This window comes from Streptomyces sp. NPDC005281 (assembly GCF_040607495.1).
Taxonomy (GTDB): Bacteria; Actinomycetota; Actinomycetes; order Streptomycetales; family Streptomycetaceae; genus Streptomyces.
In genome coordinates this window covers 14,064-39,083 of record NZ_JBEXGX010000046.1, presented here as the reverse complement: position 1 = coordinate 39,083, position 25,020 = coordinate 14,064, and the positions used below count along the sequence as shown (strand labels likewise).

Here is a 25,020-nt window from a genome sequence, read left to right as displayed (position 1 = left end):
TCATGCCTGGTGGTGGCGCCACCATGTCCCGGTAACGGGCTGGGAGTGTTTTCGACCACATCCCCTACATCCCCAGGTGAGCACGGTCTCTCCCCTCAGCATGACAACGATCCACACACGATGCCCCGTTAGTGTGGTGGTTCTGCCCGGACGGCACCCCCTGCTGTGTCCCCGCCGCGGGCAGACCGTTACGCCTGGAGGTACCTGCTGTGTCCTTGCCCGTCCTATCGGCCCTGGCCGCCGGTGCGGAACCGTCGCCGTCTCCCTCGACGTCGACCGGTCCGCTTCCGGTGACCCCCACGCTCCAGGACGCCCAGGAGAAGGCGACCCACGCCGCCAGCTGGGTCGAGGAGAACTGGTCGACCTGGCTGGCCATAGGTCTGCGCGTACTGCTGATCCTGGTGATAGCCGCCGTACTGAGAGTGGCCGTGCGGCGGGCCATCACCAAGCTCATCGACCGGATGAGCCGCACCGCCGAGGGCGTCGACGGCACGACGCTCGGTGGTCTGCTGGTCAACGTGGAGCGCCGCCGTCAGCGCTCCCAGGCCATCGGGTCGGTCCTGCGCTCGGTCGCGTCCTTCCTGATCATGGGCACGGCCGCGCTGATGATCCTCGGCACGTTCGAGATCAATCTGGCCCCGCTGCTCGCCTCGGCGGGTGTGGCCGGTGTCGCGATCGGTTTCGGCGCCCGCAACCTGGTCACCGACTTCCTCTCCGGCGTCTTCATGATCCTCGAGGACCAGTACGGCGTCGGTGACGTGATCGACGCGGGCGTGGCCTCCGGCGAGGTCATAGAGGTGGGCCTGCGCGTGACCAAGCTGCGCGGCGACAACGGCGAGATCTGGTATGTACGCAACGGCGAGGTCAAGCGCATCGGCAACCTCTCCCAGGGCTGGGCCACCGCCGGGGTGGACGTCACGGTCCGTGCCTCGGAGAACCTGGACCACGTCCGGTCCGTCATCGGCGAGGTCGCCGAGACCATCAGCAAGGAAGAGCCCTGGAGCGAGCGGCTGTGGGGCCCGGTCGAGATCCTGGGCCTGGACAGCGTCCTCCTCGACTCCGTGGTGGTCCGGGTCTCGGCCAGGACGATGCCGGGCAAGGCCAGCTCCGTGGAGCGCGAACTCCGCTGGCGGATCAAGCACGCCTTCGACGCCGCCGACATCCGCATCGTGGGCGGCCCGACGGCGCCCGCGGAGGAGGCTCCCCTCGACCCTGCGGCCGTGGTGGCGGCCCCGTCGGCCTTCGCCAACGCCGACTCTCCCCAGTCGGTGGCGACGGCCCCGATCGCCCAGCCCCGGTCGGCGCCTTCGCCGAAGTAGTCCGGAAGTAGTCCGTACGAAGGAGGCGGCACCCCAAAAGCGTTGGGGTGCCGCCTCCTTCGTATGTGCGAGAAGAAACCCGATGGACGCATCGGAAGCGACGGAACGGTTCAGCACGCTCGTTCGAGTGAACGGTCGGGGCATTCCGGCGCCGGAGGTTCCGGGTACCCGATCGTTCTGCCGGGGCACCCGGGCTTGGCCTGGCATCAGCGGGACAAGGAGACCGAGCGATGACCGCCGAACCGACCATGGAGCCGGTGATGACGCGCGTGGACCCCATCGACCTGTTGATTGCGATCGAAGAGGCGTCGCCGATGCCGATTCGACCGGAGTACGTCGAGGAGACGGTCATCGTGCCGCCGCCGGAGTCCCCGTCCACGTACTGATCGACCGCCACACGGGGACGGCCCACTGCTACCCGAACCCCGTTCTGCCCGGCGACGACCCCACCGAGGCCTACTACGACGCCGACACCAAGGTCTCCCTCGGCGCCCCGCTCCCGCTCCCGGCCCCCTACCCCCCCCTGGACACCGCCCCGTTCCTCGACGACCGACCGGGAGCGGACCGCACCGACGACGCGTGACGCCGCGTCAGTCGGCCCGTTCGATCGCCTCGCCCAGGGACCGTGCCCGCCAGAGGGTGACCCGCTCCTCGTGGACCCCGAGCGCGTCGTGCCGGAAGACGCAGCGGAGGCCGTACCAGGAAGGCCCGCTCACCGCGCCGCTCCGGAGGTCTCGCCGAAGGTCACCCGATCCCGCACGGGACGCGGCGGGCGTCCAGATCTTCTTCACAAGGGGGCCGCGTCACCTCCACACTTCGTGATCACTTACTGTCCGCTTCACGAGGGGCCCTCGTTCTGGAGCGCAACGCCCAGGGGCCCGCTCCGAAGATGGGGAATCCATGCGCAAGCTCGCCATAGGCGCCATCGCCTCCGGCACCCTGGCCCTGTCCGCCCTGGCCGTGCCGTCCGCCTCGGCCGCCACGCCGGACTTCACCTTCTCCAAGGTGGTCGTCAACGGCGGCAAGGCGATCGTCGTCGGCACCACCAACACGGTGAAGGTCCCGGTCACGTACACCCTGACCCGCCCCGCCGACGTCGTGATCGACAACGAGACGAAGGCCGCCGGCGTCCTCCTGTACCGGGGCTCGCTCTCCAAGCCCCAGAACGAGGTCGGGAACGGCGAGGCCCCGACCTGCGCCACCACCGCCACGTCCGCCACCATGGTGACCGAGTCGTGCAAGGAGACGATCGAGCTCGATCCGTTCTTCCTGTTCGAGGCCGCGGACGCCACCACCTGGCACGCCGCCGGCTACTACGGGCGCCTCGACTCGGACGACGACGACTCCGACGGCCACGTCAGCCTCAACTACGCCGACGACATGTGGGGCCCCCTGGCTTCCGCGCAGATCAAGCGCGCCGCCAAGCTCACCGTGAACGCCGGCCCGGAGCCGGTCGCCAAGGGCAAGACCCTCACCGTCACCGGCAGCCTGACCCGCGCCAGTTGGTACAGCTACAAGGACGCGAACTACACGGGTTACAAGGGCCAGCCGGTCGCCCTCCAGTTCAAGGCGAAGGGCGCCACCGCCTACAAGACCGTCAAGACGGTGACGTCCGGGACCGCGGGCGCCCTGAGGACCACGGTCAAGGCCTCGGCCGACGGCACCTACCGCTACTCGTTCGCGGGTACGACCACCACGGGCACCGCCGCCGCCACGGGCGACTACGTCGACGTGAAGTAACCGGGACCGGGACCGGGGTCACCTCCGACCCCGGCCGGAGCCGGGCCGCCCTCCCCGGGCCGCCCCGAGCCGCCCCGAGCCGCCCCCGCGACGGACGAACTCGTCCCCCGCGGGGGCGGCTTCGCTTCGACCGATCTTCGCGGCCGCTCGGCCGCACGGACCGCCGTCGCTACGATGCCGCTCGATGATCAGTGATTGACGGGGGCATGCCGAAAGCCGAGGTCCCCGCGGAGCGGGCGCGGTCCGCGCGCGGACAGAGCGGGCCGGTCCGCGCGCGGGCGCAGTCGCAGCGAAGAGGCCCTCGCCGCATGACGACGAGAGGGGCTCGCACATGACGCCGTACCACCTGGGCTCGATGTTCGGGGAGTGGACGGTCTACATCGCCATAGCGCTGGCACTGGCCTGGGTGGCGACGGGCCGATGGCGGGACTATCCGCCCGCCGAGGGCAGGAGCCCGGAGCAGCTCGCCGTCGTGGTCGAGCGCCGGACGCGACTCGTCAGGCGTTCGGTCCTCGGCCTCGCCGCGGCATGGGTCCTGGCGGACATCGCCGTCACCGTCTGGCTCGACCAGACGTATCACTAGCGCCGGAGCGGGCACCGCCAAGAGCACCGGCACCGGCACCGGCACCAAGCGGGCTTTCGGGCCTTGTCGTCCAGGCCGTGGGACGAGGCCTGGACGGTCGAAGATCCCCCGCCCAGCCCTCGCACCGCACCTCCGGGCCGGCCCATCGGCTCCACCCGGCACGCGCCGTCCAGGTAACGACTCCGTCGCCCGGGCGGCGCTTTCTCTTGACGCCCGCACCCCCTCCGGCCTACTTTCCTCGCACCAGCAATAGGAAACTTTCCTAACAATGATCACGCGGTGGACTTTCCGAAGGCACCTCGGGGAAACTGGTCGGCCAAGAAGGGCAGGTGGCGACAGACATGGCAGGATCCGCCGGCACGCCGGGCACCCCCCGCGTCCTGCGCGCGATGAACGACCGCGCCGCCCTCGATCTGCTGCTCGCCCACGGACCGCTCTCACGGACCCGGATCGGCAAGCTCACCGGGCTGTCCAAGCCCACCGCCTCCCAGCTCCTGGCCCGCCTGGAAGCGGCGGGCCTGGTGCTCGCCACCGGCACCAGCGAGGGCAGGCCGGGCCCCAGCGCCCAGTTGTACGAGGTCAATCCGGGCGCCGCCCACGCGGCGGGCCTGGACGTCACCCCCGAGCGGGTCCTGGCCGCCGTCGCCGACATCACCGGCCGCACGGTCGGCGAGTACGAACTGCCCACCCCCGGCCGCCGCCCGGCCCGGCCCGTCGTCCGTCAGGTCACCGACGCCCTGGACGGCGCGGTGAAGGCCGCCGGGCTCGCCAGGGACGACGTCCGCCGCCTGGTCATCGGCACCCCCGGCGCCTTCGACCCCAACACGGGACGGCTGCGCTACGCCTCCCACCTGCCGGGCTGGCACTCCCCCACCCTCCTCGACGAACTCGCGGCCGCGCTGCCGATGCCCGTCGAGTACGAGAACGACGTCAACCTCGTCGCCATCGCGGAGCAGCGGCTCGGCGCCGCCCGGGGGCACGAGGACTTCGTCCTGCTCTGGAACGAGGGCGGTCTCGGCGCGGCCCTCGTCCTCGGCGGCCGGCTGCACCGCGGCTGGACCGGCGGCGCCGGCGAGGTCGGCTTCCTGCCGGTGCCCGGCGCGCCCCTGGTCCGCCAGGTGACCCGGGCCAACAGCGGCGGCTACCAGCAGCTGGCCGGCTCCCAGGCCATCCCCGAACTGGCCCGCGCGCTCGGCATCACGGACCTGCCCACGGGCCCGTACACCGAGGTCGCGGCCACCGCCGTCGAACGGGCCGCCGCCGTCGACACCGGCCCCTACCGGCGGCTCCTGGAGAGGTACGCGACCGGCCTCGCCACCGGTCTGGCCTCCCTCGTCTCCGTGCTCGACCCCGAACTGGTCGTCCTCAGCGGAGCCTCGCTCACCGCGGGCGGCGAACCACTGCGCGCCCTGGTCCAGGCCGAACTGGAGGAGCTGGCCGCGTCCCGGCCGCGCCTCGTCGTCGGCGACGTACACGAACACCCCGTGCTACGCGGCGCGTTGGAGAGCGCCCTGGCAGCCACCCGCGACGAGGTCTTCGACACCTCCCGCTGAAACCGCCCCGAACCCCGACTCCTTCGTCCCACCCCGAGCCAGCACCTTCCCGTGTCCCGCCACGAACCACGCAGGGAGATCTCGCCATGCCCAGAATGCCCCGGAAGACGGCCGTCGCGCTCGCCGCCTCCGCCTCGATAGCCCTCCTCGCCACCGCCTGTACCGGCCAGTCCGACAGCGGCGGAGGCGACGACGCGTCCAAGGAACAGACGATCAACTTCTGGCACGCCTGGAGCGCGCCGAACGAGGTCAACGCCGTGAAGTCGCTGGTCGCGGGCTTCGAGAAGGCGCACCCCCACATCCACGTGAACATCGTCGGCAACATGACCGACGACAAGATCAACCAGGCGCTGCGCGCGGGCGGCGACAAAGCCCCCGACGTGGTCTCGTCCTTCACCACCAACAACGTGGGCAAGTTCTGCTCGTCCGGCGCCTTCATCGATCTGAACCCCTTCTTCAAGAAGGCGGGCATCGACCCGGAGACGACGTTCCCGAAGGCGATGAACGAGTACACCCAGTTCGACGGCAACCGCTGCACGGCGCCGCTCCTCGGTGACGCGTACGGGCTCTACTACAACAAGGACGCGTTCCAGAAGGCCGGGATCGCCTCCCCTCCGAAGACCTGGTCGGAGTTCGAGAAGGACGCCAAGAAGCTCACGATCAGCAAGGGCGACTCCTACTCCCAGCTCGGCTTCATGCCGGACTACCACGGCTGGGAGTCCACCACCGAGCACTACTTCGGGCAGTTCTCGCCGACGTACTTCGACAGCAGCGGCAAGTCCAACGTCGCCAAGGACCCCGCGTTCACCGCCGGGTTCACCCTCCAGAAGAAGCTCGTCGACGAACTCGGCGGCTTCAAGAAGCTGGAGACCTACCGCTCCAAGCTCGGCGACGAGTGGGGTCCCAAGCACCCGTTCCACACCGGTCAGGTCGCCATGCAGCTGGACGGCGAGTGGCGGCTCGGCATGGCCGAGGAGGCCAAGCCCGGCTTCGAGATCGGCGTCGCCCCGCTGCCCGTCCCCGACGATCAGGCGGACCAGTACGGCAAGGGCTACATCACCGGCACGATCGCGGGCATCGCGGCCACCAGCCACAAGCGGAACGCGGCCTGGGAGCTGGTGAAGTACATGACCACGAACACGGACGCGGTGGTCGGCTTCGCCAACGACATCCACAACGTGCCGTCCACGCTCACGGCCCTCAAGTCGCCGAAGCTGACGTACGACCCGCGCTTCAAGACGTTCCTGGACATCGCCTCGAACCCGAACTCGACGACGACTCCGGCGTCCATCAACGGAGGCACCTACCTCGTGACGCTCCAGCAGTTCGGATACGACTACGAGAGCGGCAAGGCCAAGGATCTGAAGGCGGGCCTGGCGGCCACGGCCCAGCAGATCGACACCGACATCGCGCAGGCGAAGTAGCGGCGCCGGCATGAGTACAGTCACGCTCGCTTCCGAGCGCCGGAATTCCGCCCTCGCGGCGAAGCGCCGCAGGCAGGCACTGCGGACCCTCGCCTTCATGTCGCCCTGGCTGATCGGCTTCGCGGTCTTCTTCGCCTATCCGCTGATCTCGACCGTCTACTTCTCCTTCATGCACTACGACGGCTTCAAGCCGCCGACGTGGAGCGGGACGAAGAACTGGCGTTACGTCTTCGAGAACTACCCACTGTTCTGGCCCGCGTTGCGCAACACCCTGTGGCTGGTCCTCGTCATGGTGACCCTGCGGGTGCTGTTCGGGCTCGGCGTCGGACTGCTGATCACGAAGATCAAAACGGGCACGGGTGTCTTCCGCACCCTCTTCTACCTGCCCTACCTCGCCCCGCCGGTCGCGGCCACCATGGCCTTCGCCTTCCTCCTCAACCCCGGTACGGGACCCGTCAACTCACTCCTGGAGAAGGCCGGCATCTCGGCTCCCGGCTGGTTCAACGACCCCTCCTGGTCCAAGCCGGCCCTCACCCTGCTGGCCCTGTGGGGCATCGGCGACCTGATGGTCATCTTCATGGCCGCGCTGCTCGACGTACCGACGGAGCAGTACGAGGCCGCCGAGCTGGACGGGGCCTCGGCCTGGCAGCGCTTCCGGTACGTCACCCTGCCGAACATCTCGCCCATCGTGATGTTCGCCGTGGTCACCGGGGTCATCCAGACCATGCAGTACTACACACAGCCGCTGATCGCGGGGAAGGTCGCCTCGGGTGTCATCCAGGGCGCCGGAACGCAGTTCGAGCCCGGCTATCCCGACAAGTCGACGCTCACCCTGCCCCAGCTCGTCTACAACCTCGGCTTCCAGCGCTTCGACTACGGCTCCGCCTGTGTGGTCGCGCTCGTGCTGTTCGCCCTGTCCATGGTGTTCACCGCGTTCCTGATGCGGCGCCGGGGCGGTCTCATCCAGGCAGGTGACTGACCGATGACGCAAGTACTCGACAAACCGGTGAAGTTGGCGGCGGCCGTGTCCCCCGCCGAGCGCACCGCCCGCCGCAGGGCCCTCCTGGAGTGGGTCGCGATCCACTCCCTCGGCGTCGCGACCGCCCTCTTCTTCGTGCTGCCCTTCGTGTTCGTGTTCCTGACCTCGCTGATGAGCGACAGCCAGGCACTCAGCCGCGATCTGATCCCGCACACCTGGGAGTGGGGCAACTACAAGAAGGTCTTCGACACCCCGGGCTTCCTCACCTGGTGGAAGAACACGCTGCTGTACGCCGGCTTCGGCACGGTGCTCACCGTCGTCTCCTCGATCCCGGTCGCCTACGCGCTGGCCAAGTTCCGCTTCCGGGGCCGGAATCTGTCGCTCATGCTGGTCATCTCGATGATGATGCTGCCGCCGCAGGTCGTGATCATCCCCATGTACCTGTTCTGGGCGAAGCAGCTGGACCTGTCCGGCACACTGTGGCCGCTGATCATCCCGATGGCGTTCGGGGACGCGTTCTCCATCTTCCTGCTGCGCCAGTTCCTGATGACCATCCCGAACGAGTACCTGGACGCGGCCAGGGTGGACGGGTGCGGGGATCTGCGGACCTTGCTGAAGGTCGTCCTGCCGATGGCGAAACCGGGCATCGCGGCCGTCGCGCTCTTCCAGTTCTTCTACGCCTGGAACGACTACTTCGGACCCCAGATCTACGCGTCCGAGAACTCGGGCGCCTGGACGCTGAGTTACGGCCTGGAGTCGTTCAAGGGCGCGCACCACACCGACTGGAATCTCACCATGGCCGCGACCGTCCTGGTCATGGCCCCTGTGATCCTCGTGTTCTTCTTCGCGCAGAAGGCGTTCGTCGAGGGCGTCACGCTCACCGGAGTGAAGGGTTAACCATGAAACTCACCGTGGTCGGCGGAGGGTCGACCTACACCCCCGAACTCATCGACGGCTTCGCGCGGCTCAGGGACACCCTGCCCGTCGAGGAGCTGGTCCTCGTCGACCCGGCCGCCGAGCGTCTGGAGCTGGTGGGCGGCCTGGCCCGCCGGATCTTCGCGCGGCAGGGTCACCCGGGCCGGATCGTCACGACCTCCGACCTCGACGCCGGCGTGGAGGGCGCCGACGCGGTGCTCCTCCAGCTGCGCGTCGGCGGCCAGGCGGCCCGCGAGCAGGACGAGACCTGGCCGCTGGAGTGCGGCTGCGTCGGACAGGAGACGACCGGCGCGGGCGGCCTGGCCAAGGCACTGCGCACGGTCCCGGTGGTGCTGGACATCGCCGAACGGGTCCGCCGCGCCAACCCGGACGCGTGGATCATCGACTTCACCAACCCGGTCGGCATCGTGACGCGCGCCCTGCTCCAGGCGGGCCACAGGACGGTCGGCCTGTGCAACGTGGCGATCGGCTTCCAGCGGAAGTTCGCCGGACTGCTCGGGGTCTCCCCCACCGAGGTGCATCTCGACCATGTGGGCCTGAACCACCTCACCTGGGAGACGGGTGTGCGCCTGGGCGGCCCCGAGGGCGAGGACGTGCTGCCGGGCCTGCTCGCCGGGCACGGCGACACGATCGCCGGGGACCTGCGTCTGCCCCGCACCCTGGTCGAGCGCCTCGGCGTGGTCCCCTCGTACTACCTGCGCTACTTCTACGCACACGACGAGGTGGTCCGGGAGCTGCGCACCAAGCCGTCCCGCGCGGCCGAAGTGGCGCAGATGGAGCGGCAGTTGCTGACCATGTACGGCGACCCGGCGCTCGACGAGAAGCCGGAGCTGCTGGCGAAGCGGGGCGGCGCCTACTACTCCGAGGCGGCCGTCGACCTCGCCGCCGCGCTGCTCGGCGGGGGCGGCAGCCCCTACCAGGTGGTGAACACGTACAACAGGGGAACCCTGCCGTTCCTGCCGGACGACGCGGTGATCGAGGTGCAGGCCGCGGTCAACGCCAAGGGGCCCGCCCCGCTGCCGGTACCGGCCGTGGATCCGCTCTTCGCGGGTCTCATGGCGAACGTGACCGCGTACGAGGATCTGGCCCTGGACGCCGCCCTGCGCGGCGGACGCGACCGCGTCTTCCGGGCGCTGCTCGCCCACCCCCTGGTCGGCCAGCACGCCCTGGCGGACACCCTGACCGACCAGCTCATCTCGCACAACCGGGAGCACCTCGCGTGGGCATGACGTCGACGGAAACCGGTGCCGGGACGGCCGCCGGGTCCGCCCCCGCGACCGCCGGATCCGGCCCCGCGGGCCTCGTACTGGCCATCGACGCGGGAAACAGCAAGACCGACGTCGCCGTGGTGGCCGCGGACGGCACGGTGGCCGGCACCGCGCGCGGAGGCGGCTTCCGGCCCCCGGCGGTCGGCGTCGAGACGGCGGTGGACGTCGTCGCCGACGCGGTCGGGCGGGCCTTCGCCGAGGCGGGGGTCACCTCGGTCGGCCATGTCTCCGCCTGCCTCGCCAACGCCGATCTGCCCGTGGAGGAGGAGCAGTTGGCGGCCGCGCTGCACGCGCGCGCGTGGGGCGCGGGGGTGGAGGTGCGCAACGACACCTTCGCGATCCTGCGGGCCGGGATCGCCGAGCCGCGCGGTGTCGCCGTCGTCTGCGGGGCCGGCATCAACTGCGTCGGCATGCGCCCCGACGGCCGCACCGCCCGCTTCCCCGCCATCGGCCGTATCTCCGGTGACTGGGGCGGCGGCTGGGGTCTGTCGGAGGAGGCCCTGTGGCACGCGGCGCGGGCCGAGGACGGCCGGGGCGGGGAGACCGCCCTCGCCCGTACCCTGCCCGCGCACTTCGGCCTGGACTCCATGTACGCGCTCATCGAGGCACTGCACCTGGAGCACATCCCGGGCGCGCGGCGCCACGAGCTGACCCCGGTCCTGTTCGCCACGGCGGCGGACGGCGACCCGGTGGCCCGCGCGATCGTCGACCGGCTCGCGGAGGAGGTGGTCGCGATGGCGACGGTGGCGCTCGACCGCCTCGGCCTGCTCGCCGAGGAGACCCCGGTCCTTCTCGGCGGCAGCATCCTGGCCGCCCGCCACCCCCGGCTCGACGACCGCGTCAGGGAACTCCTGGCCGCCCGCGCGCCCAAGGCGGTCCCCCGGGTGGTCACCGCCCCGCCGGTGCTCGGTGCCGCGCTCCTGGGCCTGGACCACGTCCGGGCCGCGGGCGAGATCCACGCACGGGTGCGGGCGTTCTACGAAGGGGGCTGAGGACACCGGGGGCGCCGGCGCCGGTGGCTGCGCCCCCTGGTGCCCGGAGCGCCGGTGACCTGGCGTGAAGGGGCGGGAACCAAACGGATCCGGAACACGTGTTCATGAGAAGGGGGGTGGCACGGGGGAATCGTGCTGCGCCGTGATCCGAACAAGATCCAGGCAAGGCCTGTGCGGATGCCGGTACAGGCGGCGATACTTGCCGCCGTGCACGTACGCCGGCCGGCCGCGCTTCCCGCGTCCGCGGTGGGCGTGACCGAGCGGATGACCATGGGGGAGGTCAACAGTGACACACCCGCCGAAGGGCAGCCCGGCGCCACCGGGGCGGGGCGCGCCCGCGATACCGGCCGTGCCGGCCCAGTCCGGACCTCCCCGGCCGCCGGGCGGATCCCCGTCGCCCCAGGGCGAATCCGGCGTCCCGCAGGGCGCTCCGCCGGCTCCCGGCGCGGCACCGCGGCGCACGGCGTGGGCGGAGGGCGTGGACCGGCTGCGCGCCGCGGCGACGACGGAGCCGGGGCGGCTGAGGATCATCGGCGCCGTCCTCGCCCTGATCGTCGTCGCGTTCGGCGCGGTCACCGCCTGGCAGATGACGGAACGTTCGGCCGCCGCGGACAACGTGCTGCACAGCAGCCAGCCGCTGAGCGCGAGCGCCGCCGACATCTACCGCTCGCTCGCCGACGCCAACACCGCGGCCTCCAGCGGCTTCCTCGCGGGCGGCCAGGAGACGAAGGCCTCCCGAGACCGCTACGAAGAGGACATCAGGACGGCCGCCGCGAAGCTGATCACCGCGGCCAACAACTCGGAGCCGGGCTCCCCTTCGGCCAGGACCATCACCCAGCTGAACGAGCTGCTGCCCGAGTACAAGGGCCTGATCGAGCGGGCCCGCGCCAACAACCGGCAGGGCTACCCGCTGGGCGGCGCGTATCTGCGGTACGCGAACGACAAGATGCAGAACGAGATGCTCCCGAAGGCCAAGAGCCTCTACAACCGGGAGAACCAGCGTCTGAGCGCCGACTACGCCGACGCGAAGCCATATCCGTGGGCCGCGATCGCCCTCGGTCTCGTCGCGCTCGGCGCGCTCACCTGGGCCCAGCGGCGCAACTACCGCCGTACGAACCGGGTGTTGAACCAGGGCATGGCAGCCGCCACCGCCGCGTCCCTGGTCGTGCTGCTGTGGCTCACCGTCGGGCACACGCTGGCCCGCTCCGGGCTCGAGGAGTCCTACGACCACGGGGTCCGTTCCCTGAACGTGCTGCACGCCGCGCAGATCGCGTCCCTGAAGGCGCGGGGCAACGAGAACCTCACCCTGGTCAGCCGGGGCGCGGAGATCAAGACACTGGCCGACGGCAAGACGACCAAAGACCTGTACGACTACAACTTCGACCAGGACATGAAGACGCTCACCCAGGGCCTCGCCGTGGCGGCCCGTCTCGCGGACGACCGCTCGGGCGAGAAGCCCGTCCAGGCCGCGACCGCCAACATGAAGGTCTGGAAGCAGCGCCACGCGGAGGCCCGCAGGGCCGACAACGACGGCGAGTACCAGCTCGCGCTCGACCGGGTCATCGGCTCCCCCGACAAGAAGCCCACGGGCGAGTGCTTCGACGGCGTCGACAAGAACCTCGGGATCGCGCTGACGCACGAGGAGAGCGAGTTCCAGCGGGCGGCGGGCGACGGCCTGGGCGCCATGACCGGCCTCCCGGCCGGGGCGGCGGTCCTCGGCGTGCTGGCCGCCGCGGGCGCGGTGCTCGGCATCGGCCGCAGGCTTTCGGAGTACCGGTGAGAGGGGGAGCGGCGATGACCGCACGACGGCTGAGGGCGAGCCTGCGGGGCTGGGGCGGCGTGGGCGCGATGGCGCTCGCCTGTGCCACGGCTCTGATCCTCGCGCTGATGCTGCCGGACTCCGCGCGCGGGAACGGCGACACGGGCACCGGCGGGCCGGGCCTGGCCCGGGGCACCCAGGCCAGGGCCGCCGGGTGCACCGACCCGCAGAACCGGAGCCTCACCCCGTCGAGCGCGGACGGGACGACGATCGAGGCCATCAAGAACCGCAAGGACCGGCGGCTGATCGTCGGCGTCGACCAGAACAGCTACCACTGGGGCTACCGCGACCCGAACGACCCGGCGGCCGGCAGCGACCTGGAGGGCTTCGACATCGATCTGGTCCACGCGATAGCCAAGGCCATCCTGGGCGACGCGAACGCCGTCCAGTTCCGGGCGATACCGACCAGCCAGCGCATCCCCGCGATCCAGGGCGGCAAGGTCGACATGGTGGTGCGCACCATGTCGATCACCTGTGACCGTCTCCGGCAGGTCGCGTTCTCCGCGCCCTACTTCAAGACCGGGCAGCAGGTGCTGGCCCCGGTGAAGTCCGGCATCACGGGGTACGACAAGTCCCTGGCCGGGAAGACGATCTGCTCGGCGGCGAAGTCCACCGCCTACGAACGGCTCGCGGCGGACCGGGACGCGGGCAAGCTCGCCCCCGGGGCCGCCGTCGCCCCTCCCGTACCGAACCAGCTGGACTGTCTGGTGCGCCTCCAGCTCGGGGAGGCCGACGCGGTGGTGACCGACGGCGCGCTCGCCGCGAGCCAGGCCGCCCAGGACCCGACGGTCGAGCTCAAGGGCGGCACCTTCACCACCGAGTACTACGGCGTGGCGATGAAACAGGGCTCGGACGATCTGGTACGCCGGGTCAACCGGGTCCTGGCCGACTACCGCAAGGACGGCTGGCAGCAGTCGTACGACAAATGGCTCGCCCCGACCCTCGGGCCCGACTCCCCCTCGGGGAACCTGCCCGTCGCCCAGTACAGGCAACCGGCCTGATACGACTGGAGAGTTGCCCGGCCGCACATACCGAGCGCGCGGGGACCGCACGAGAACGAGAGGTGATCGATGGGCGTCACGGGACCCCCCGGGCCGGTGATGGACCGGGACGAGGCGGACCGTGCGCTGGCGCGCCTCGGCGCGGAGCACGAGGCCATCGAGACCTCGCTCCTCGCCCTCCAGGACCACGCGGGCCGAAGACTCCTGGAGGGCGCCGAACTCACCGGCTCGACCAAGGAGCGCTGGGCCGCGGCGGACGCGTCGATCACCCTGCTGTGGGCGTACTTCGACGCGTACGCGGACGCGTTGCGCTCCGCGCGCGAGATCCGCTCCCGCAGACGCTGGTCGAGCCGTGAGGACCTGGTCGAGCTGACCGAGCTGCTGCGCGGTACGGGCATCACGGTCGCCGGTTCCACGACGGCCACCGCGAACGCGCCGACCCTCGCCGGCACCGGCAAGCTCAGCGAGCGGTTCTCGCTGGCCGCCCTGGTGGACCGGATGAACGGGCTGTACGCGGCCTCGCTCGACATGGTCGTGACCGCGGACGCCGTCTGGTCCGCGCTGCCCGCCCGGATAGATTTACTGGCCGCGGAGCTCCAGCGCACCCGCGCGCTCGCGCACTCCGTGGGCGTGCGCCCCGGCGAGCACCCCTCGGGCGACGACCTGGAGCGGATCACCCGGACCCTGACCGTTCTGCGCGAGCGGGTGGTCTCCGATCCGCTCGCCTTCTGGGTTCCCGCGCAGGGGAGTTCGGCTCCCGGCGGCGGGCGTCCGGACACCACCGCGTACGACCGCGAGGCGCGCGCCCTGGAGGACGTGCGCCGCGAGATCGACGCGGTCCTGACGGTGCGCCAGGACGCCGAGGCGCGCCTGGTGAAGCTGCGGGACGTGCTCAGCCGCGCCGACCGCACGCTCGCCGAGGCGCGCAGTGCCCGCGGCGAGGTCCTCGCGAAGATCGCCGCGTCCGAGGTGCCGGCCGTCAGCGGTCCGCCGACGGCGCTCCAGGAGCAGCTGGCGACGGCCGCGGACTACCGCAGGCACGCGCAGTGGCACCGGCTCTCGCCGCTCCTGGAGGCGCTGGAGGAGAGGGCGGAGGACGAACTCCTGCGTGCCCGTGAGTCGTTGTCGGCGGTCACCCAGCCGCTGGCGGTCCGGGCCGAGCTGCGCGGCCGTCTCGACGCGTACAAGGCGAAGGTCGCCCGGCACGGCTTCGCCGAGGACCCGTTCCTGGTGGAGCGCTACGACGCGGCCCGGCGCATGCTGTGGAGCGCTCCCTGTGACCTGCGGGTGGCGGAGGACGCGGTGCTGCGCTACCAGCGGGCGGCGGCCGAGCTGCTGAGCCCGCCGGTGCCCGGGCAGGGCGGGCCCCATGACCGTACGGACCGTAGGGGGCCGGACGCGTGAGCGTTGAGGGGATGCGGTGTGAGCGAGCAGCCGGTGAATGAGCGGCGGAAGTGCGGCAGGCCAGGTTGCGAGGGCTCGTACGAGGACATGGGCGGCGGCGAGCTGTACTGCGACACGTGCGGCCTCGCCCCGGCCGTCGCGGCACCGGAGTCAGGTGCGAGCGGCCGGCCGGTGGACGAGCGGCACGCGTGCGACCGTCCCGGCTGCGAGGGCTCGTACGAGGACATGGGCGGCGGCGAGCTGTACTGCGACACGTGCGGACTGGCCCCGGCCGTCGGGGCACCGGGGTCCTCCCGGTCCGGGAGGACCGGCCCGGAATCCGGTGCGGGCGCGACGGGTGCCGCGTCGGCCGGTGCCGCGGGAAGCGGCCGTGGCTCGCGTGGCTCCGACAGCAGCAGCGTGCGCGGCGGTTCACCCGCCAGCTCGCGTACGTCGTCGCGCTCCTCCCAGTCGCGGCGCTCGGTCTCCGGCCGGCTTTCGCGGTCGCTGTCGGGCCGGTCGACGGGCCGGTCGGTGTCGGTGCGCAGCTCCGGTTCGACGGCCTCCTCCTCCGGACGGGGCCGGCTCGGCGCCGGGCTCGTCGAGGTCCCCGGGGTGCCGCGGCCCGACCCGCGCGAGATGGTCCTGGAGAACCCGGAGGTGCCCGAGCGCAAACGGTTCTGTTCGCGCTCCGACTGCGGTGCCCCGGTGGGGCGTTCACGCGGTGAGCGGTCCGGCCGCACCGAGGGTTTCTGCACCAAGTGCGGCCACCCGTACTCCTTCGTGCCCAAGCTGCGCACCGGCGACATCGTGCACGGCCAGTACGAGGTGATGGGCTGTCTGGCGCACGGCGGGCTCGGCTGGGTGTATCTCGCCGTCGACCGCGCGGTGTCCGACCGCTGGGTGGTCCTCAAGGGTCTGCTCGACACGGGCGACCAGGACGCGATGGCGGCCGCGATCTCCGAACGCCGCTTCCTCGCGGAGATCGAGCACGCCAACATCGTGCGGATCTACAACTTCGTCGAGCACCTCGACCAGCGGACGGGTTCCCTGGACGGGTACATCGTCATGGAGTACGTGGGCGGCAAGTCGCTGAAGGAGCTCGCCAACGACCGCCGTACGACGGACGGCAAGCGCGACCCGCTGCCGGTGGAGCAGGCCTGCGCGTACGGCATCGAGGCCTTGGAGGCGCTCGGTCATCTGCACAGCCGCAACCTGCTGTACTGCGACTTCAAGGTCGACAACGCGATCCAGACCGAGGACCAGCTCAAGCTGATCGACATGGGCGCGGTGCGCAGGATGGACGACGACGAGTCGGCCATCTACGGCACGGTGGGCTACCAGGCGCCCGAGGTGGCCGAGGTGGGCCCCTCCGTCGCCTCCGACCTCTACACCGTCGCCCGTACGCTCGCCGTCCTCGCCTTCGACTTCCAGGGCTACACGAACGTCTTCGTCGACTCCCTGCCCGACCCGGACAACATCGAGGTCTTCCGCCAGTACGAGTCGTTCTACCGGCTTCTCGTGCGGGCCACCGACCCCGACCCGGCGCGCCGGTTCGCCTCGGCGCAGGAGATGTCCGAGCAGCTGACGGGCGTGCTGCGCGAGGTGGTCTCGCTCCAGACGGGGCGTGCCCGGCCCGCCCTGTCGACGCTGTTCGGGCCCGAGACCAAGGTGACCGACACCGAGCTGTTCGGGAGGGCGGCCGAGGCGGTGTCGCGGCTGGGGGCCCGCGCGGTCCCCGTACGGGCGAGGAAGGGCGTGCCCCCGCTGCCCGCGGGGGTGAACGGGTCCGGACCGCTGCCGCCGGGCCCGCCTGCCACCGCGGCCCTGGTCAGACCCGTCCTGGCGGCGGCCACCGCGCTGGCCCTGCCCGTGCCGCGGGTGGACCCGGGCGACCCGAACGCCGGTTTCCTCGCGGGGCTCATCGCGTCCGCGCCCGCGGAGCTGATCGCCGTGCTGCGGGCGGCACCGGCCCCTTCGCCCGAGCTGCGGCTGCGGGAGCTGCGGGCGCGCCTGGAGATGGGCGAGCCGAGCGCCGCCGGTTCGGCCGTCGACGCTCTGGAGGCCGATCACCCGGACGACTGGCGGGTGGTCTGGTACCGCGGTGTCACGGCGCTCGCGACCGGTGAGAACGAGATCGCGGCGCTGTCCTTCGACGCGGTCTACGACGCCTTCCCCGGCGAGCCCGCGCCGAAGCTGGCCCTCGGCGTGTGCGCGGAGGTGCTCGGCCAGCTGGACAACGCCGCCGAGTACTACCGCCTGGTGTGGACGACCGACCCCAGCTATGTGAGCGCGGCGTTCGGGCTGGCCCGGGTGCAGCTCGCGGCGGGGGACCGCCGTGGCGCCGTACGTACCCTGGAATCCGTGCCGGAGTCGTCGATCCACTACACGGCGGCCCGGGTCGCCGCCGTGCGGGCTCGGCTGCGGCGGCGGCCGGTCACGGAGGCGGCGCCGCCGTTCCTGAACGATCTGACGGCGGCGGCCGGGCAGGTCGAGGCGCTCGACGGATTCGGTCTGGACGCGGTGCGCCGCGAGCAGTTGTCGACGGAGGTCCTCGGCTGCGCGCTGGACTGGGTACTCTCCGGTAGCCAGGGTTCCGCTCCGGCTTCCGGAGATGGAACCGCGCTGCTCGGCAGCGAGTTGGACGAGCGTGGCCTCCGTTTCGGCCTCGAACGTTCGTACCGGACGCTGGCCCGGCTCGCGCGGGGCGGCGAGGAGAGGATCGACCTGGTGGAACGCGCAAACCGTTACCGCCCCCGGACGTGGGTGTGATTGATGTCCCAGATGCCCCAGCCGACGGCCCTTTCGCGGTGCCCCAGTTGCGAGGAGCCGCTGGACGCGGCCGACCGTTTCTGCGGTGCGTGCGGCTACGACCTGTCGACGGTGTCCGCACCGCCTGACCACCCCACGATCGCCATGAACGGCGCCTCGGCCGGCCTTCCGCCGGCCGCCCCGTCCGTGGACTGGCCCCTGGCGCAGCAGGCCGCCGGCACGGCCACACCCGCGCCGGTGCACCGTGCCGCCGACATCCAGGGCACCGATTCGGGTGGTTCCGAACTCCCGCATCCCGAGCACACGGAGCACTCGGAGCACGCCGAGCACCCCGAGCATCCCGAGCACGCCGAGCAGGCTGAGCACGCGCAGGGCGGCGATCCGGCGGGCATCCGGCCCCCCGCCGCCAGGCGGACCGCCGGGCAGCCCTCGGGCGTACGGTTCGACAGGCCGTCCGAGCCCGACGAGTACCCGCTCGCCCCGCCTGCCGGCGGAGCAGACCGGGAGGCCCTCGCCGATCCCCGGACCGGCGACCTCCCGGCTCCCCCCGCGGGCGCCAAGGTGTGTGTGGCCTGCCGTTCGGGCCAGGTGGACACCGACGGCTACTGCGAGAACTGCGGTCACGCGCAGCCACGGGAACGGGACCACATGGAACAGGAGTTGGACGCGGTCGCCGCGGTCAGCGACCGGGGTCTGCGCCACCACCGCAACGAGGACGCGTTCGCGGTCTCCTCGACCGCGCTGCCCGACGGCTCCCCCGCGGTCGTCGCCATCGTCTGCGACGGGGTCTCCTCCGCGACCCGTCCGGACGAGGCGTCGCTCGCCGCCTCCCACGCGGCGAACGAGTCGCTTCTCGCGGCCCTTCCGCTGGGCACGCATCCGCAGCAGGCCATGCACGAGGCGATCGTCGCGGCCTCGGAGGCCGTCAACGCGCTGGCCGGTCCGTCCACCGCGCAGGGCGAGCACGCGCCGCACGCGAACGCGCCCGCCTGCACCATCGTCGGCGCCCTCGTGACATCCACCCTGCTGATCGTCGGCTGGGTCGGCGACAGCCGCGTCTACTGGATTCCCGTCGACCGTTCCTCGCTGCCGGCCCGGCTCACCGAGGACGACTCGTGGGCCGCCCAGATGGTCGCCGCGGGCCTGATGAACGAGGCGGAGGCGTACGCGGACGAGCGCGCCCACGCGATCACCGGCTGGCTCGGCGCCGACGCCTACGAACTGGAGCCGCACACCGTCTCGTTCAAGCCGGACCGGCCGGGTGTGGTCGTGGTGTGCACCGACGGACTGTGGAACTACGCGGAGACGGCGGAGGAGATGGCCGAGATCGTCCCCCTCGACGCCGCCGAGAGGCCGCTGCACGCCGCTCAGGTTCTGGTCGGCCACGCCCTGGACGGCGGGGGCCACGACAACGTAACAGTGACCGTCATGCCGTTCCCCGCACCCTCGCAGGGGGCAGTATCGGCCTGAGGCCGCGAACGAACGGGGGCGGCCGCGGACCGGAGGGGACCGGTCCGCACTCAGTCAGCACCTCCGCCGGGGGGCGGGGGCCCGAGGGGGACGAAAAGGGCATGGCCAATTTCTCGAAGTCGAACGTGCCGCAGTTCTCGGTCGACGTGTACCAGAACGAATACCTGCCCGAGGGCGGCCGTGAGGTCAACGCGATCGTCACGGTGAGCGCGACCGGCGGCGGCACCGTCGGAAGCGCGGTCGCCGCGCCGCACCTGTACACGGCGGGCCAGGGACCTGACGCCGCCGTGGCGATCATGGTCGACTGCTCGGGCTCGATGGACTACCCGCCCACCAAGATGCGCAACGCCCGCGACGCGACGGCCGCCGCGATCGACACGGTGCGCGACGGGGTCCACTTCGCGGTGATCGGCGGCACGCACGTCGCCAAGGAGGTCTATCCGGGCAACGGACGGCTCGCCGTGGCGGACGCGGCCACCCGCGACCAGGCCAAGCAGGCGCTGCGCAAGCTGAACGCGGGCGGCGGGACGGCCATCGGCACCTGGCTGCGGCTCGCCGACCGGCTGCTGTCCTCGGCGGAGGTCTCGATCCGGCACGGCATCGTCCTCACCGACGGCCGCAACGAACACGAGTCGCCCGAGGAACTGAAGGCCGCGCTCGACTCCTGTGCCGGACACTTCACCTGTGACACGCGTGGGGTCGGCACCGACTGGGAGGTCAAGGAGGTCACCTCGATCGCCTCGGCGCTTCTCGGCACCGCGGACATCGTCGCCGACCCCGCCGCCCTCTCCGCCGACTTCACCCACATGATGGAGACGGCCATGGGCAAGGAGGTCGCCGACGTGGCCCTGCGGGTGTGGACGCCGGTCGGCACCGAGATCAAGTTCGTCAAGCAAGTGGCGCCCACTGTCGAGGAACTGACGGACCGCCGTACCGTGGCCGGACCCCGCGCGGGCGACTATCCGACCGGCTCCTGGGGCGACGAGTCCCGCGACTACCACGTGTGCGTCCAGGTGCCCACGGCCGGGATCGGCCAGGAGATGCTCGCCGCCCGGGTCTCGCTGGTGATCCCGCGGAGCGACGGCTCCGTGCAGAACCTCGGCGCGCAGGGGCTCGTACGGGCCGTGTGGACCGACGACATGAGCGCCTCGACGTCCATCAACCCGCAGGTCGCGCACTACACGGGTCAGGCCGAACTGGCACAAGTCATCCAACAGGGGCTCGATCTTCGCAAAGCGGGAGATGTCGATGGAGCAACGGCCAAGCTGGGACGGGCCGTTCAACTCGCCGGGGCCTCCGGAAACGCCGATACTGCGAAACTGCTCGCGAAGGTGGTGGACGTCGTCGACGTCGCGGCAGGTACTGTGCGATTGAAAGCGCGTGTCGCGGAGGCCGACGAGATGACCCTCGAGACACGGTCCACAAAGACTGTTCGTGTAAAGAAGTAGCGAGCCCGGCTCCCGCGGGGATCCGGAGAAACCCGGTCATGACGACCGGAAAAGGAAGGGGGAAGGACCGACATGCCGACATGCCCGAACGGACACCAGTCGGGTTCCGACGATTGGTGCGAGGTCTGCGGTCACCGCATGGCCGGTGTACCCCCGCTCCCCCCACCGCCGCCGCCCGGCGCCGGCTACGGCTACCCGGCGCCCGGTTCGCCGCCGCCCGGCCCCGGCGGCCGGTCCGGCGTCCCGGACCCCAACGCCGAGCTCTGCCCGCAGTGCCGTACGCCCCGTGAGGGCGCCGCGCCGTTCTGCGAGGAGTGCCGGTGGAACTTCCTGACCAACACCGCGACGTCGTACACGCCGGCGGCACCGCGTCCGTCGGCCGGTGCACCGAGTGGTCCGCCCGGTCCGGGCGGTTCCGGCATTCCCGGTGTTCCCGGTGTTCCCGGCGGGCAGTCGCCGTACGGTCCTCCCGGCGGTCATGGTGGCCAGAATCCCGCGCCCCGGTACCCGCAGCCCGGGCCGGGACAGCAGGGCGGGCCGGGTGCCGGTGGCCCCGGTCACGACCCGTTCGAGTACCAGAGCTCGCGGCCCTCGCAGATGAACCGGCCCGCCGAACCGATCCCGCCGGGCCCGGGGGCACAGCCGTACGGCGGCCCCCAGGGCTTCGGCGGCGATCCTTCGCGGCAGGCCGCGCCGCCCGTCTCCGGCGGTCACGGCGCCCCGCAGCAGGCATACACCCAGCAGCCCTCTCCGCCGCCCTTCACGCAGGGCGGCCCGCAACACGGCGGTCCGCAGCACGGTGGCCCGCAGCACGGCGGTCCGCAGCACGGCGGTCCGGCCTTCGGCAGCGGTGACGACGACTGGGTGATCCCCCCGCCGTCGTCCGGTTCGCCCGGCGGTCAGGGCGGCCCGGGCCAGGGCGGCGACTACGGCTACCCGCAGCCCGGCGCCACCCAGGCCCCGCCCGGCCCCGGTTACCAGCAGCAGCCGCAGCCGCAGCAACAACAGCAGCAGCAGTCGCTGTCCTGGAGCGCGACCATCGCACCGGACCGCGAGTACTTCATGGCGATGATGCAGCGCTCCGGGCCCGAGGCCGCGGGTCTGAACCTGCCCGCGTACTCGCCGGAGCTCCAGCGCCCGCTCCTGGGCAACCAGATCACCATCGGCCGTCGCCGGCACTCCACCGGCGAATCCCCGGACATCGACCTGTCGGTGCCGCCGGAGGACCCGGGCGTCTCGCACCAGCACGCGGTCCTGGTCCAGCAGCCGGACAGCACCTGGGCGGTCGTCGACCAGAACTCGACGAACGGGACCACGGTCAACGGCGGCGAGGAGCCCATCCAGCCGTTCGTGCCGGTGCCGCTCCAGGACGGCGACCGGGTGCACGTGGGCGCGTGGACGACGATCACGATCCGACGGGGCTGAGCACTCTCCCGGACGTCCAGGGATTCCTGGGCGTCCCGGGGGCCAGGCGCACGGCCCCTCTCACGGCAGTGGCCAGGTGTACGGCCCCTCGGGGTCGTCCAGCCAGGACCAGGCACGTTCACCGCGGACCGTGATCCCGTACCGCTCCCGCTGCGGCTGCCCCTCGCGCTCCCACAGCGCGTAGGCGTCGTACGGGTCCAGGCCGCCCGCGGTCAGGGCCAGCAGGAACCGGAACAGATCATGGCCGCGGGCCCGGCGCGGCACCCCTACGAGCCCCGCCGGCTCCGGCTGCTCCCGCCGCTGCGACTCCGGCACGGACCGGGTGGCGCCGCGCAGCGGCACGAAGAAGGCGGACGTGTGCAGGAAGCGTCCCTCGGCCCGATCCGGGCCCTCGGCGTCCAGCGCGATCAGGCCGGTGGCCAGCGGCGCGAGAATGCGGGCGCCCGGCCCGCACTGGGACAGCCAGGGGCGCGGGATCGTCGCCAGCGTGCAGGTGGCGACGATCCGGTCGAAGGGAGCGCGTCCGGGGACGCCCCGGGCGCCGTCGCCGGTGACGACGGTCGGCCGGTAGCCGGCGACGGCCAGATGCCGGCGCGCGGCCTCGGTGATCTCCACATCGAGGTCGACCGTGGTCACCAGGTCGTCGCCGAGGCGGTACGCGAGCAGGGCCGCGTTGTAGCCGGTCCCCGCGCCGATCTCCAGGACGGCGTCCCCGTCCCGTACCTCCAGCTCCGCCAGCATCGTCGCCATCAGCGAAGGCTGGCTGCTGGAGGAGACCAGTGTCCCGTCCCGCACCCGGGTCGCCAGCGGGGAGTCCGCGTACGCGCCGCGCAGCCAGCGGTCCCGGATCCGCGGGTCCGGGTCCTCGCCCCACAGACGCTCGTAGCCGCCGTCGGCACCGATGTAGTAGTACGGCACGAAGAGATGACGCGGAACGGCCGTGAAGGCCTCCCGCCAGACCGGATCGCCCTCCCAGGCCCCGCTCCGGTCGATCTCGCGCACCAGGGACGCCCTCGCCAGATCGGCCGGATCGGCGGGGCCGGGGCCGGTTTCGAGAGCGTGCGCGCCCATACCTCCACTGTGCTGCCGAACGGGCCCCGGGGCGAGCGCCGGACCGGCCGGTCCGCAGCCCCCGCGTCCGCCCCCGCGCGGGCCTGACCCGGACCTGGCCCGGACCTGGCGTGATCCTCGCCCGGTCCTCGCGTGGGTGGACCTAAGCCTTGAGTCCTCGGCCGCGCCGTCTGAGAACATGGGGGCGTGAAAGAGATTCGGCGCGGCACGCTTCAGGAGCAGACCTTCTACGAGCAGGTCGGCGGCGAGGAGACCTTCCGGCGCCTCGTGCACCGTTTCTACGAGGGTGTCGCCGAGGACCCGCTGCTGAAGCCCATGTATCCCGAGGAGGACCTGGGCCCGGCCGAGGAACGCCTCACGCTGTTCCTGATCCAGTACTGGGGCGGCCCGACGACGTACAGCGAGAACCGCGGCCACCCCCGGCTGCGGATGCGGCACGCGCCCTTCAAGGTCGACCAGGCCGCGCACGACGCCTGGCTGAAGCACATGCGGGTGGCCGTCGACGAACTCGGCCTCTCCGAGGAGCACGAGCACACGCTGTGGAACTACCTGACGTACGCGGCCGCCTCGATGGTGAACACGGCGGGCTGACCGCCGCTTCCGGTGACCGGCACCACGCGCCGCCGGTCACCGAGGTGCGGCGCGCGGGGGTCAGTGGACGCTGACGCCCAGCGCGCCGAGTCCCGCCCGGCGGACGGCGACCGAGCCGAACGGCGTCCGCAGCCGCAGCCAGGCGCCCGACGAGTACAGCGCCAACGGGCTGTCACCCGGGGCGGCTTGGCCCGAAGGGCGCTCGCCGGAGGAACCGTGGCCTTCGGGACGCCCGCCCGAGGAAACCTGCCCCTTGACGGAGAGGGCCGCGGGCGGCACGGGCCGCAGGAAGCCCAGGGACTGCGCGGCATGCGCGGCCCGGACGGGAAGTCCGGTGTCGCCGATCGGCCGGGACCATATCTCCCGCCCGACCCGGTCGAGTTCGGCACGGGTCCGCAGCTCGGGCGTCAACTCCTCGGTGCGCGACCGGAATTCGGCCACCGCCGCGGCGACCTTCGCCCGAACGACTTCCGGGCCCGGCAGCCCCGGCTCCGGCCGCCAGCCGCCCTGGGGCGGCAGGACACCGGCCCACGGGGGCCCGGTGACGGCCGCCGGGACGGCGAGGGTCGCCGCCGACTCCTCGACGGACTCGAGGAGTTCACCGGCGGAGACGGTCACGTCGAGAGTGACGTCGAGCCCGTTCTCGTACGGCTTGGCGAGCCGCGCCGTACGGATCGCTAGGACCTCGAACGACGGCGGCCGGCCGAAGACCGCGAGCGTGGTGCCGTGTGCCTTGAGGCGCACGGCCGCCGCGCGGTCGTAGTGGATGAGCCGGGAGAGGAAGGCGGCCAGATCGGCCGCCTCCCCCGCGTCGGCGAGGTGCAGGACGGTCATGCCGCGACGGCCTCGTCCTCGTCGTCGCGGTACGACTCCAGGAAGTCGCGTTCCTCGGCCGTGATCCGGCGCGGGCGCTGCCGCTCGAAGTCGAACGGCACGATCACCGTCGACGCCGTGACGTAGACCTGGTCGGGGTCCTTGACCTCGTAGGTGATCGTGAAGGACGCCGCCCGGATCTGCGTCACCCAGAGCTCGATGTCAACCGGCGCGTGCCGGTGGACGAGCTGACGCTTGTAGTCGATCTCGTGGCGCGCCACCACGGACCCCTGCTTGAAGTCCTTCTCCGGGCGGAACAGGAAGTCGATACGGGCTTCCTCCAGATACCGGAGGAACACCACGTTGTTGACGTGGCCGTACGCGTCCATGTCCGCCCAGCGCAGCGGGCAGTGGTAGATGTGCCGCAAGATCG

The 25,020-nt window shown here is 71.8% G+C and carries 22 protein-coding genes; 18 read left to right on the top strand and 4 right to left on the bottom strand.

Annotation, left to right across the window (positions count from 1 at the left end; all coding sequences use genetic code 11):
• The first annotated feature begins 209 nt into the window (after window positions 1-209).
• Both ABZV42_RS38395 and ABZV42_RS38390 read left to right on the top strand, forming a co-directional pair.
• Entirely contained in the window at window positions 210-1,319 is a 1,110-nt protein-coding gene (locus ABZV42_RS38395; RefSeq protein WP_355984350.1) for a mechanosensitive ion channel family protein, read from the top strand.
• A gap of 230 nt (window positions 1,320-1,549) precedes the next feature.
• Window positions 1,550-1,705, top strand: coding sequence for a hypothetical protein (locus ABZV42_RS38390; RefSeq protein WP_355984349.1), 156 nt, complete (start codon window positions 1,550-1,552; stop codon window positions 1,703-1,705).
• Between the two features lie 204 nt (window positions 1,706-1,909).
• Here the strand turns inward: ABZV42_RS38390 and ABZV42_RS38385 are convergent, their stop codons facing one another.
• Window positions 1,910-2,035, bottom strand: coding sequence for a hypothetical protein (locus tag ABZV42_RS38385; RefSeq protein ID WP_355984348.1), 126 nt, complete (start codon window positions 2,033-2,035; stop codon window positions 1,910-1,912).
• 184 nt (window positions 2,036-2,219) lie between these two features.
• On the opposite strand from ABZV42_RS38385, the gene ABZV42_RS38380 reads away from it, so the two are divergent.
• The 15 genes from ABZV42_RS38380 (at window position 2,220) to ABZV42_RS38310 (ending at window position 22,112) form a co-directional block, all read left to right on the top strand.
• Window positions 2,220-3,059, top strand: coding sequence for a hypothetical protein (locus tag ABZV42_RS38380; RefSeq protein ID WP_355984347.1), 840 nt, complete (start codon window positions 2,220-2,222; stop codon window positions 3,057-3,059).
• Between the two features lie 331 nt (window positions 3,060-3,390).
• On the top strand, window positions 3,391-3,642 hold the full coding sequence (locus tag ABZV42_RS38375; RefSeq protein ID WP_355984346.1) for a hypothetical protein: 252 nt from the start codon (window positions 3,391-3,393) through the stop codon (window positions 3,640-3,642).
• A 341-nt stretch (window positions 3,643-3,983) separates the two neighbouring features.
• Window positions 3,984-5,195: an ROK family transcriptional regulator gene (locus ABZV42_RS38370; protein WP_355984345.1), complete on the top strand. Its 1,212-nt coding sequence runs from the start codon at window positions 3,984-3,986 to the stop codon at window positions 5,193-5,195.
• A gap of 86 nt (window positions 5,196-5,281) precedes the next feature.
• On the top strand, window positions 5,282-6,619 hold the full coding sequence (locus ABZV42_RS38365) for an ABC transporter substrate-binding protein (protein WP_355984344.1): 1,338 nt from the start codon (window positions 5,282-5,284) through the stop codon (window positions 6,617-6,619).
• 10 nt (window positions 6,620-6,629) lie between these two features.
• Complete coding sequence (locus ABZV42_RS38360; protein ID WP_355984343.1) at window positions 6,630-7,598, top strand: sugar ABC transporter permease; 969 nt, start codon at window positions 6,630-6,632, stop codon at window positions 7,596-7,598.
• A gap of 3 nt (window positions 7,599-7,601) precedes the next feature.
• A complete protein-coding gene (locus ABZV42_RS38355; RefSeq protein ID WP_355984342.1) occupies window positions 7,602-8,495 on the top strand; it encodes a carbohydrate ABC transporter permease in 894 nt (297 codons plus the stop codon).
• 2 nt (window positions 8,496-8,497) lie between these two features.
• The gene (locus tag ABZV42_RS38350) at window positions 8,498-9,763 is read left to right on the top strand and encodes a 6-phospho-beta-glucosidase (protein WP_355984341.1); all 1,266 of its coding nucleotides are present in this window, start codon (window positions 8,498-8,500) and stop codon (window positions 9,761-9,763) included.
• Window positions 9,760-10,794, top strand: a complete 1,035-nt coding sequence (locus ABZV42_RS38345) for a BadF/BadG/BcrA/BcrD ATPase family protein (protein ID WP_356056203.1) — start codon at window positions 9,760-9,762, stop codon at window positions 10,792-10,794. Before ABZV42_RS38350 ends, ABZV42_RS38345 begins: the two co-directional genes overlap by 4 nt.
• A gap of 286 nt (window positions 10,795-11,080) precedes the next feature.
• The gene (locus tag ABZV42_RS38340) at window positions 11,081-12,574 is read left to right on the top strand and encodes a hypothetical protein (RefSeq protein ID WP_356056201.1); all 1,494 of its coding nucleotides are present in this window, start codon (window positions 11,081-11,083) and stop codon (window positions 12,572-12,574) included.
• Window positions 12,575-12,588: 14 nt separating this feature from the next.
• Window positions 12,589-13,614 carry a glutamate ABC transporter substrate-binding protein gene (locus ABZV42_RS38335; protein WP_356056199.1) on the top strand — a complete coding sequence of 342 codons (1,026 nt, stop codon included), beginning with the start codon at window positions 12,589-12,591 and terminating at the stop codon, window positions 13,612-13,614.
• Between the two features lie 69 nt (window positions 13,615-13,683).
• Complete coding sequence (locus ABZV42_RS38330) at window positions 13,684-15,018, top strand: hypothetical protein (RefSeq protein ID WP_355984337.1); 1,335 nt, start codon at window positions 13,684-13,686, stop codon at window positions 15,016-15,018.
• A gap of 225 nt (window positions 15,019-15,243) precedes the next feature.
• Window positions 15,244-17,769 (top strand): tetratricopeptide repeat protein, encoded by a 2,526-nt coding sequence (locus ABZV42_RS38325; RefSeq protein WP_355984365.1) that lies wholly within the window; start codon window positions 15,244-15,246, stop codon window positions 17,767-17,769.
• Complete coding sequence (locus ABZV42_RS38320; protein ID WP_356056197.1) at window positions 17,770-19,239, top strand: protein phosphatase 2C domain-containing protein; 1,470 nt, start codon at window positions 17,770-17,772, stop codon at window positions 19,237-19,239.
• 101 nt (window positions 19,240-19,340) lie between these two features.
• Window positions 19,341-20,687 (top strand): VWA domain-containing protein, encoded by a 1,347-nt coding sequence (locus ABZV42_RS38315; protein ID WP_356056195.1) that lies wholly within the window; start codon window positions 19,341-19,343, stop codon window positions 20,685-20,687.
• Window positions 20,688-20,759: 72 nt separating this feature from the next.
• A complete protein-coding gene (locus ABZV42_RS38310) occupies window positions 20,760-22,112 on the top strand; it encodes an FHA domain-containing protein (protein ID WP_356056193.1) in 1,353 nt (450 codons plus the stop codon).
• 60 nt (window positions 22,113-22,172) lie between these two features.
• On the opposite strand, the gene ABZV42_RS38305 is transcribed toward ABZV42_RS38310, so the two are convergent.
• A complete protein-coding gene (locus tag ABZV42_RS38305) occupies window positions 22,173-23,183 on the bottom strand; it encodes a methyltransferase domain-containing protein (protein ID WP_355984333.1) in 1,011 nt (336 codons plus the stop codon).
• A gap of 186 nt (window positions 23,184-23,369) precedes the next feature.
• On the opposite strand from ABZV42_RS38305, the gene ABZV42_RS38300 reads away from it, so the two are divergent.
• Window positions 23,370-23,774 (top strand): globin, encoded by a 405-nt coding sequence (locus ABZV42_RS38300; RefSeq protein ID WP_355984332.1) that lies wholly within the window; start codon window positions 23,370-23,372, stop codon window positions 23,772-23,774.
• A gap of 60 nt (window positions 23,775-23,834) precedes the next feature.
• Here ABZV42_RS38300 and ABZV42_RS38295 read toward each other — a convergent pair whose 3' ends face one another.
• Window positions 23,835-24,608 carry a hypothetical protein gene (locus tag ABZV42_RS38295; protein ID WP_355984331.1) on the bottom strand — a complete coding sequence of 258 codons (774 nt, stop codon included), beginning with the start codon at window positions 24,606-24,608 and terminating at the stop codon, window positions 23,835-23,837.
• Window positions 24,605-25,015: a thioesterase family protein gene (locus ABZV42_RS38290; RefSeq protein ID WP_355763110.1), complete on the bottom strand. Its 411-nt coding sequence runs from the start codon at window positions 25,013-25,015 to the stop codon at window positions 24,605-24,607. Before ABZV42_RS38290 ends, ABZV42_RS38295 begins: the two co-directional genes overlap by 4 nt.
• Between the last annotated feature and the right edge of the window lie 5 nt (window positions 25,016-25,020).

What these genes read in the sequence shown, in the direction of transcription:
- ABZV42_RS38325 (WP_355984365.1), top strand. Translation starts at nt 15,244, where the DNA reads ATGGGCGGCGGCGAGCTGTACTGCGACACGTGCGGACTGGCCCCGGCC.
- ABZV42_RS38305 (WP_355984333.1), bottom strand. Translation starts at nt 23,183, where the DNA reads ATGGGCGCGCACGCTCTCGAAACCGGCCCCGGCCCCGCCGATCCGGCC.
- ABZV42_RS38310 (WP_356056193.1), top strand. Translation starts at nt 20,760, where the DNA reads ATGCCGACATGCCCGAACGGACACCAGTCGGGTTCCGACGATTGGTGC.
- ABZV42_RS38375 (WP_355984346.1), top strand. Translation starts at nt 3,391, where the DNA reads ATGACGCCGTACCACCTGGGCTCGATGTTCGGGGAGTGGACGGTCTAC.
- ABZV42_RS38360 (WP_355984343.1), top strand. Translation starts at nt 6,630, where the DNA reads ATGAGTACAGTCACGCTCGCTTCCGAGCGCCGGAATTCCGCCCTCGCG.
- ABZV42_RS38370 (WP_355984345.1), top strand. Translation starts at nt 3,984, where the DNA reads ATGGCAGGATCCGCCGGCACGCCGGGCACCCCCCGCGTCCTGCGCGCG.
- ABZV42_RS38295 (WP_355984331.1), bottom strand. Translation starts at nt 24,608, where the DNA reads ATGACCGTCCTGCACCTCGCCGACGCGGGGGAGGCGGCCGATCTGGCC.
- ABZV42_RS38365 (WP_355984344.1), top strand. Translation starts at nt 5,282, where the DNA reads ATGCCCAGAATGCCCCGGAAGACGGCCGTCGCGCTCGCCGCCTCCGCC.
- ABZV42_RS38335 (WP_356056199.1), top strand. Translation starts at nt 12,589, where the DNA reads ATGACCGCACGACGGCTGAGGGCGAGCCTGCGGGGCTGGGGCGGCGTG.
- ABZV42_RS38350 (WP_355984341.1), top strand. Translation starts at nt 8,498, where the DNA reads ATGAAACTCACCGTGGTCGGCGGAGGGTCGACCTACACCCCCGAACTC.
- ABZV42_RS38355 (WP_355984342.1), top strand. Translation starts at nt 7,602, where the DNA reads ATGACGCAAGTACTCGACAAACCGGTGAAGTTGGCGGCGGCCGTGTCC.
- ABZV42_RS38330 (WP_355984337.1), top strand. Translation starts at nt 13,684, where the DNA reads ATGGGCGTCACGGGACCCCCCGGGCCGGTGATGGACCGGGACGAGGCG.
- ABZV42_RS38315 (WP_356056195.1), top strand. Translation starts at nt 19,341, where the DNA reads ATGGCCAATTTCTCGAAGTCGAACGTGCCGCAGTTCTCGGTCGACGTG.
- ABZV42_RS38390 (WP_355984349.1), top strand. Translation starts at nt 1,550, where the DNA reads ATGACCGCCGAACCGACCATGGAGCCGGTGATGACGCGCGTGGACCCC.
- ABZV42_RS38345 (WP_356056203.1), top strand. Translation starts at nt 9,760, where the DNA reads ATGACGTCGACGGAAACCGGTGCCGGGACGGCCGCCGGGTCCGCCCCC.
- ABZV42_RS38380 (WP_355984347.1), top strand. Translation starts at nt 2,220, where the DNA reads ATGCGCAAGCTCGCCATAGGCGCCATCGCCTCCGGCACCCTGGCCCTG.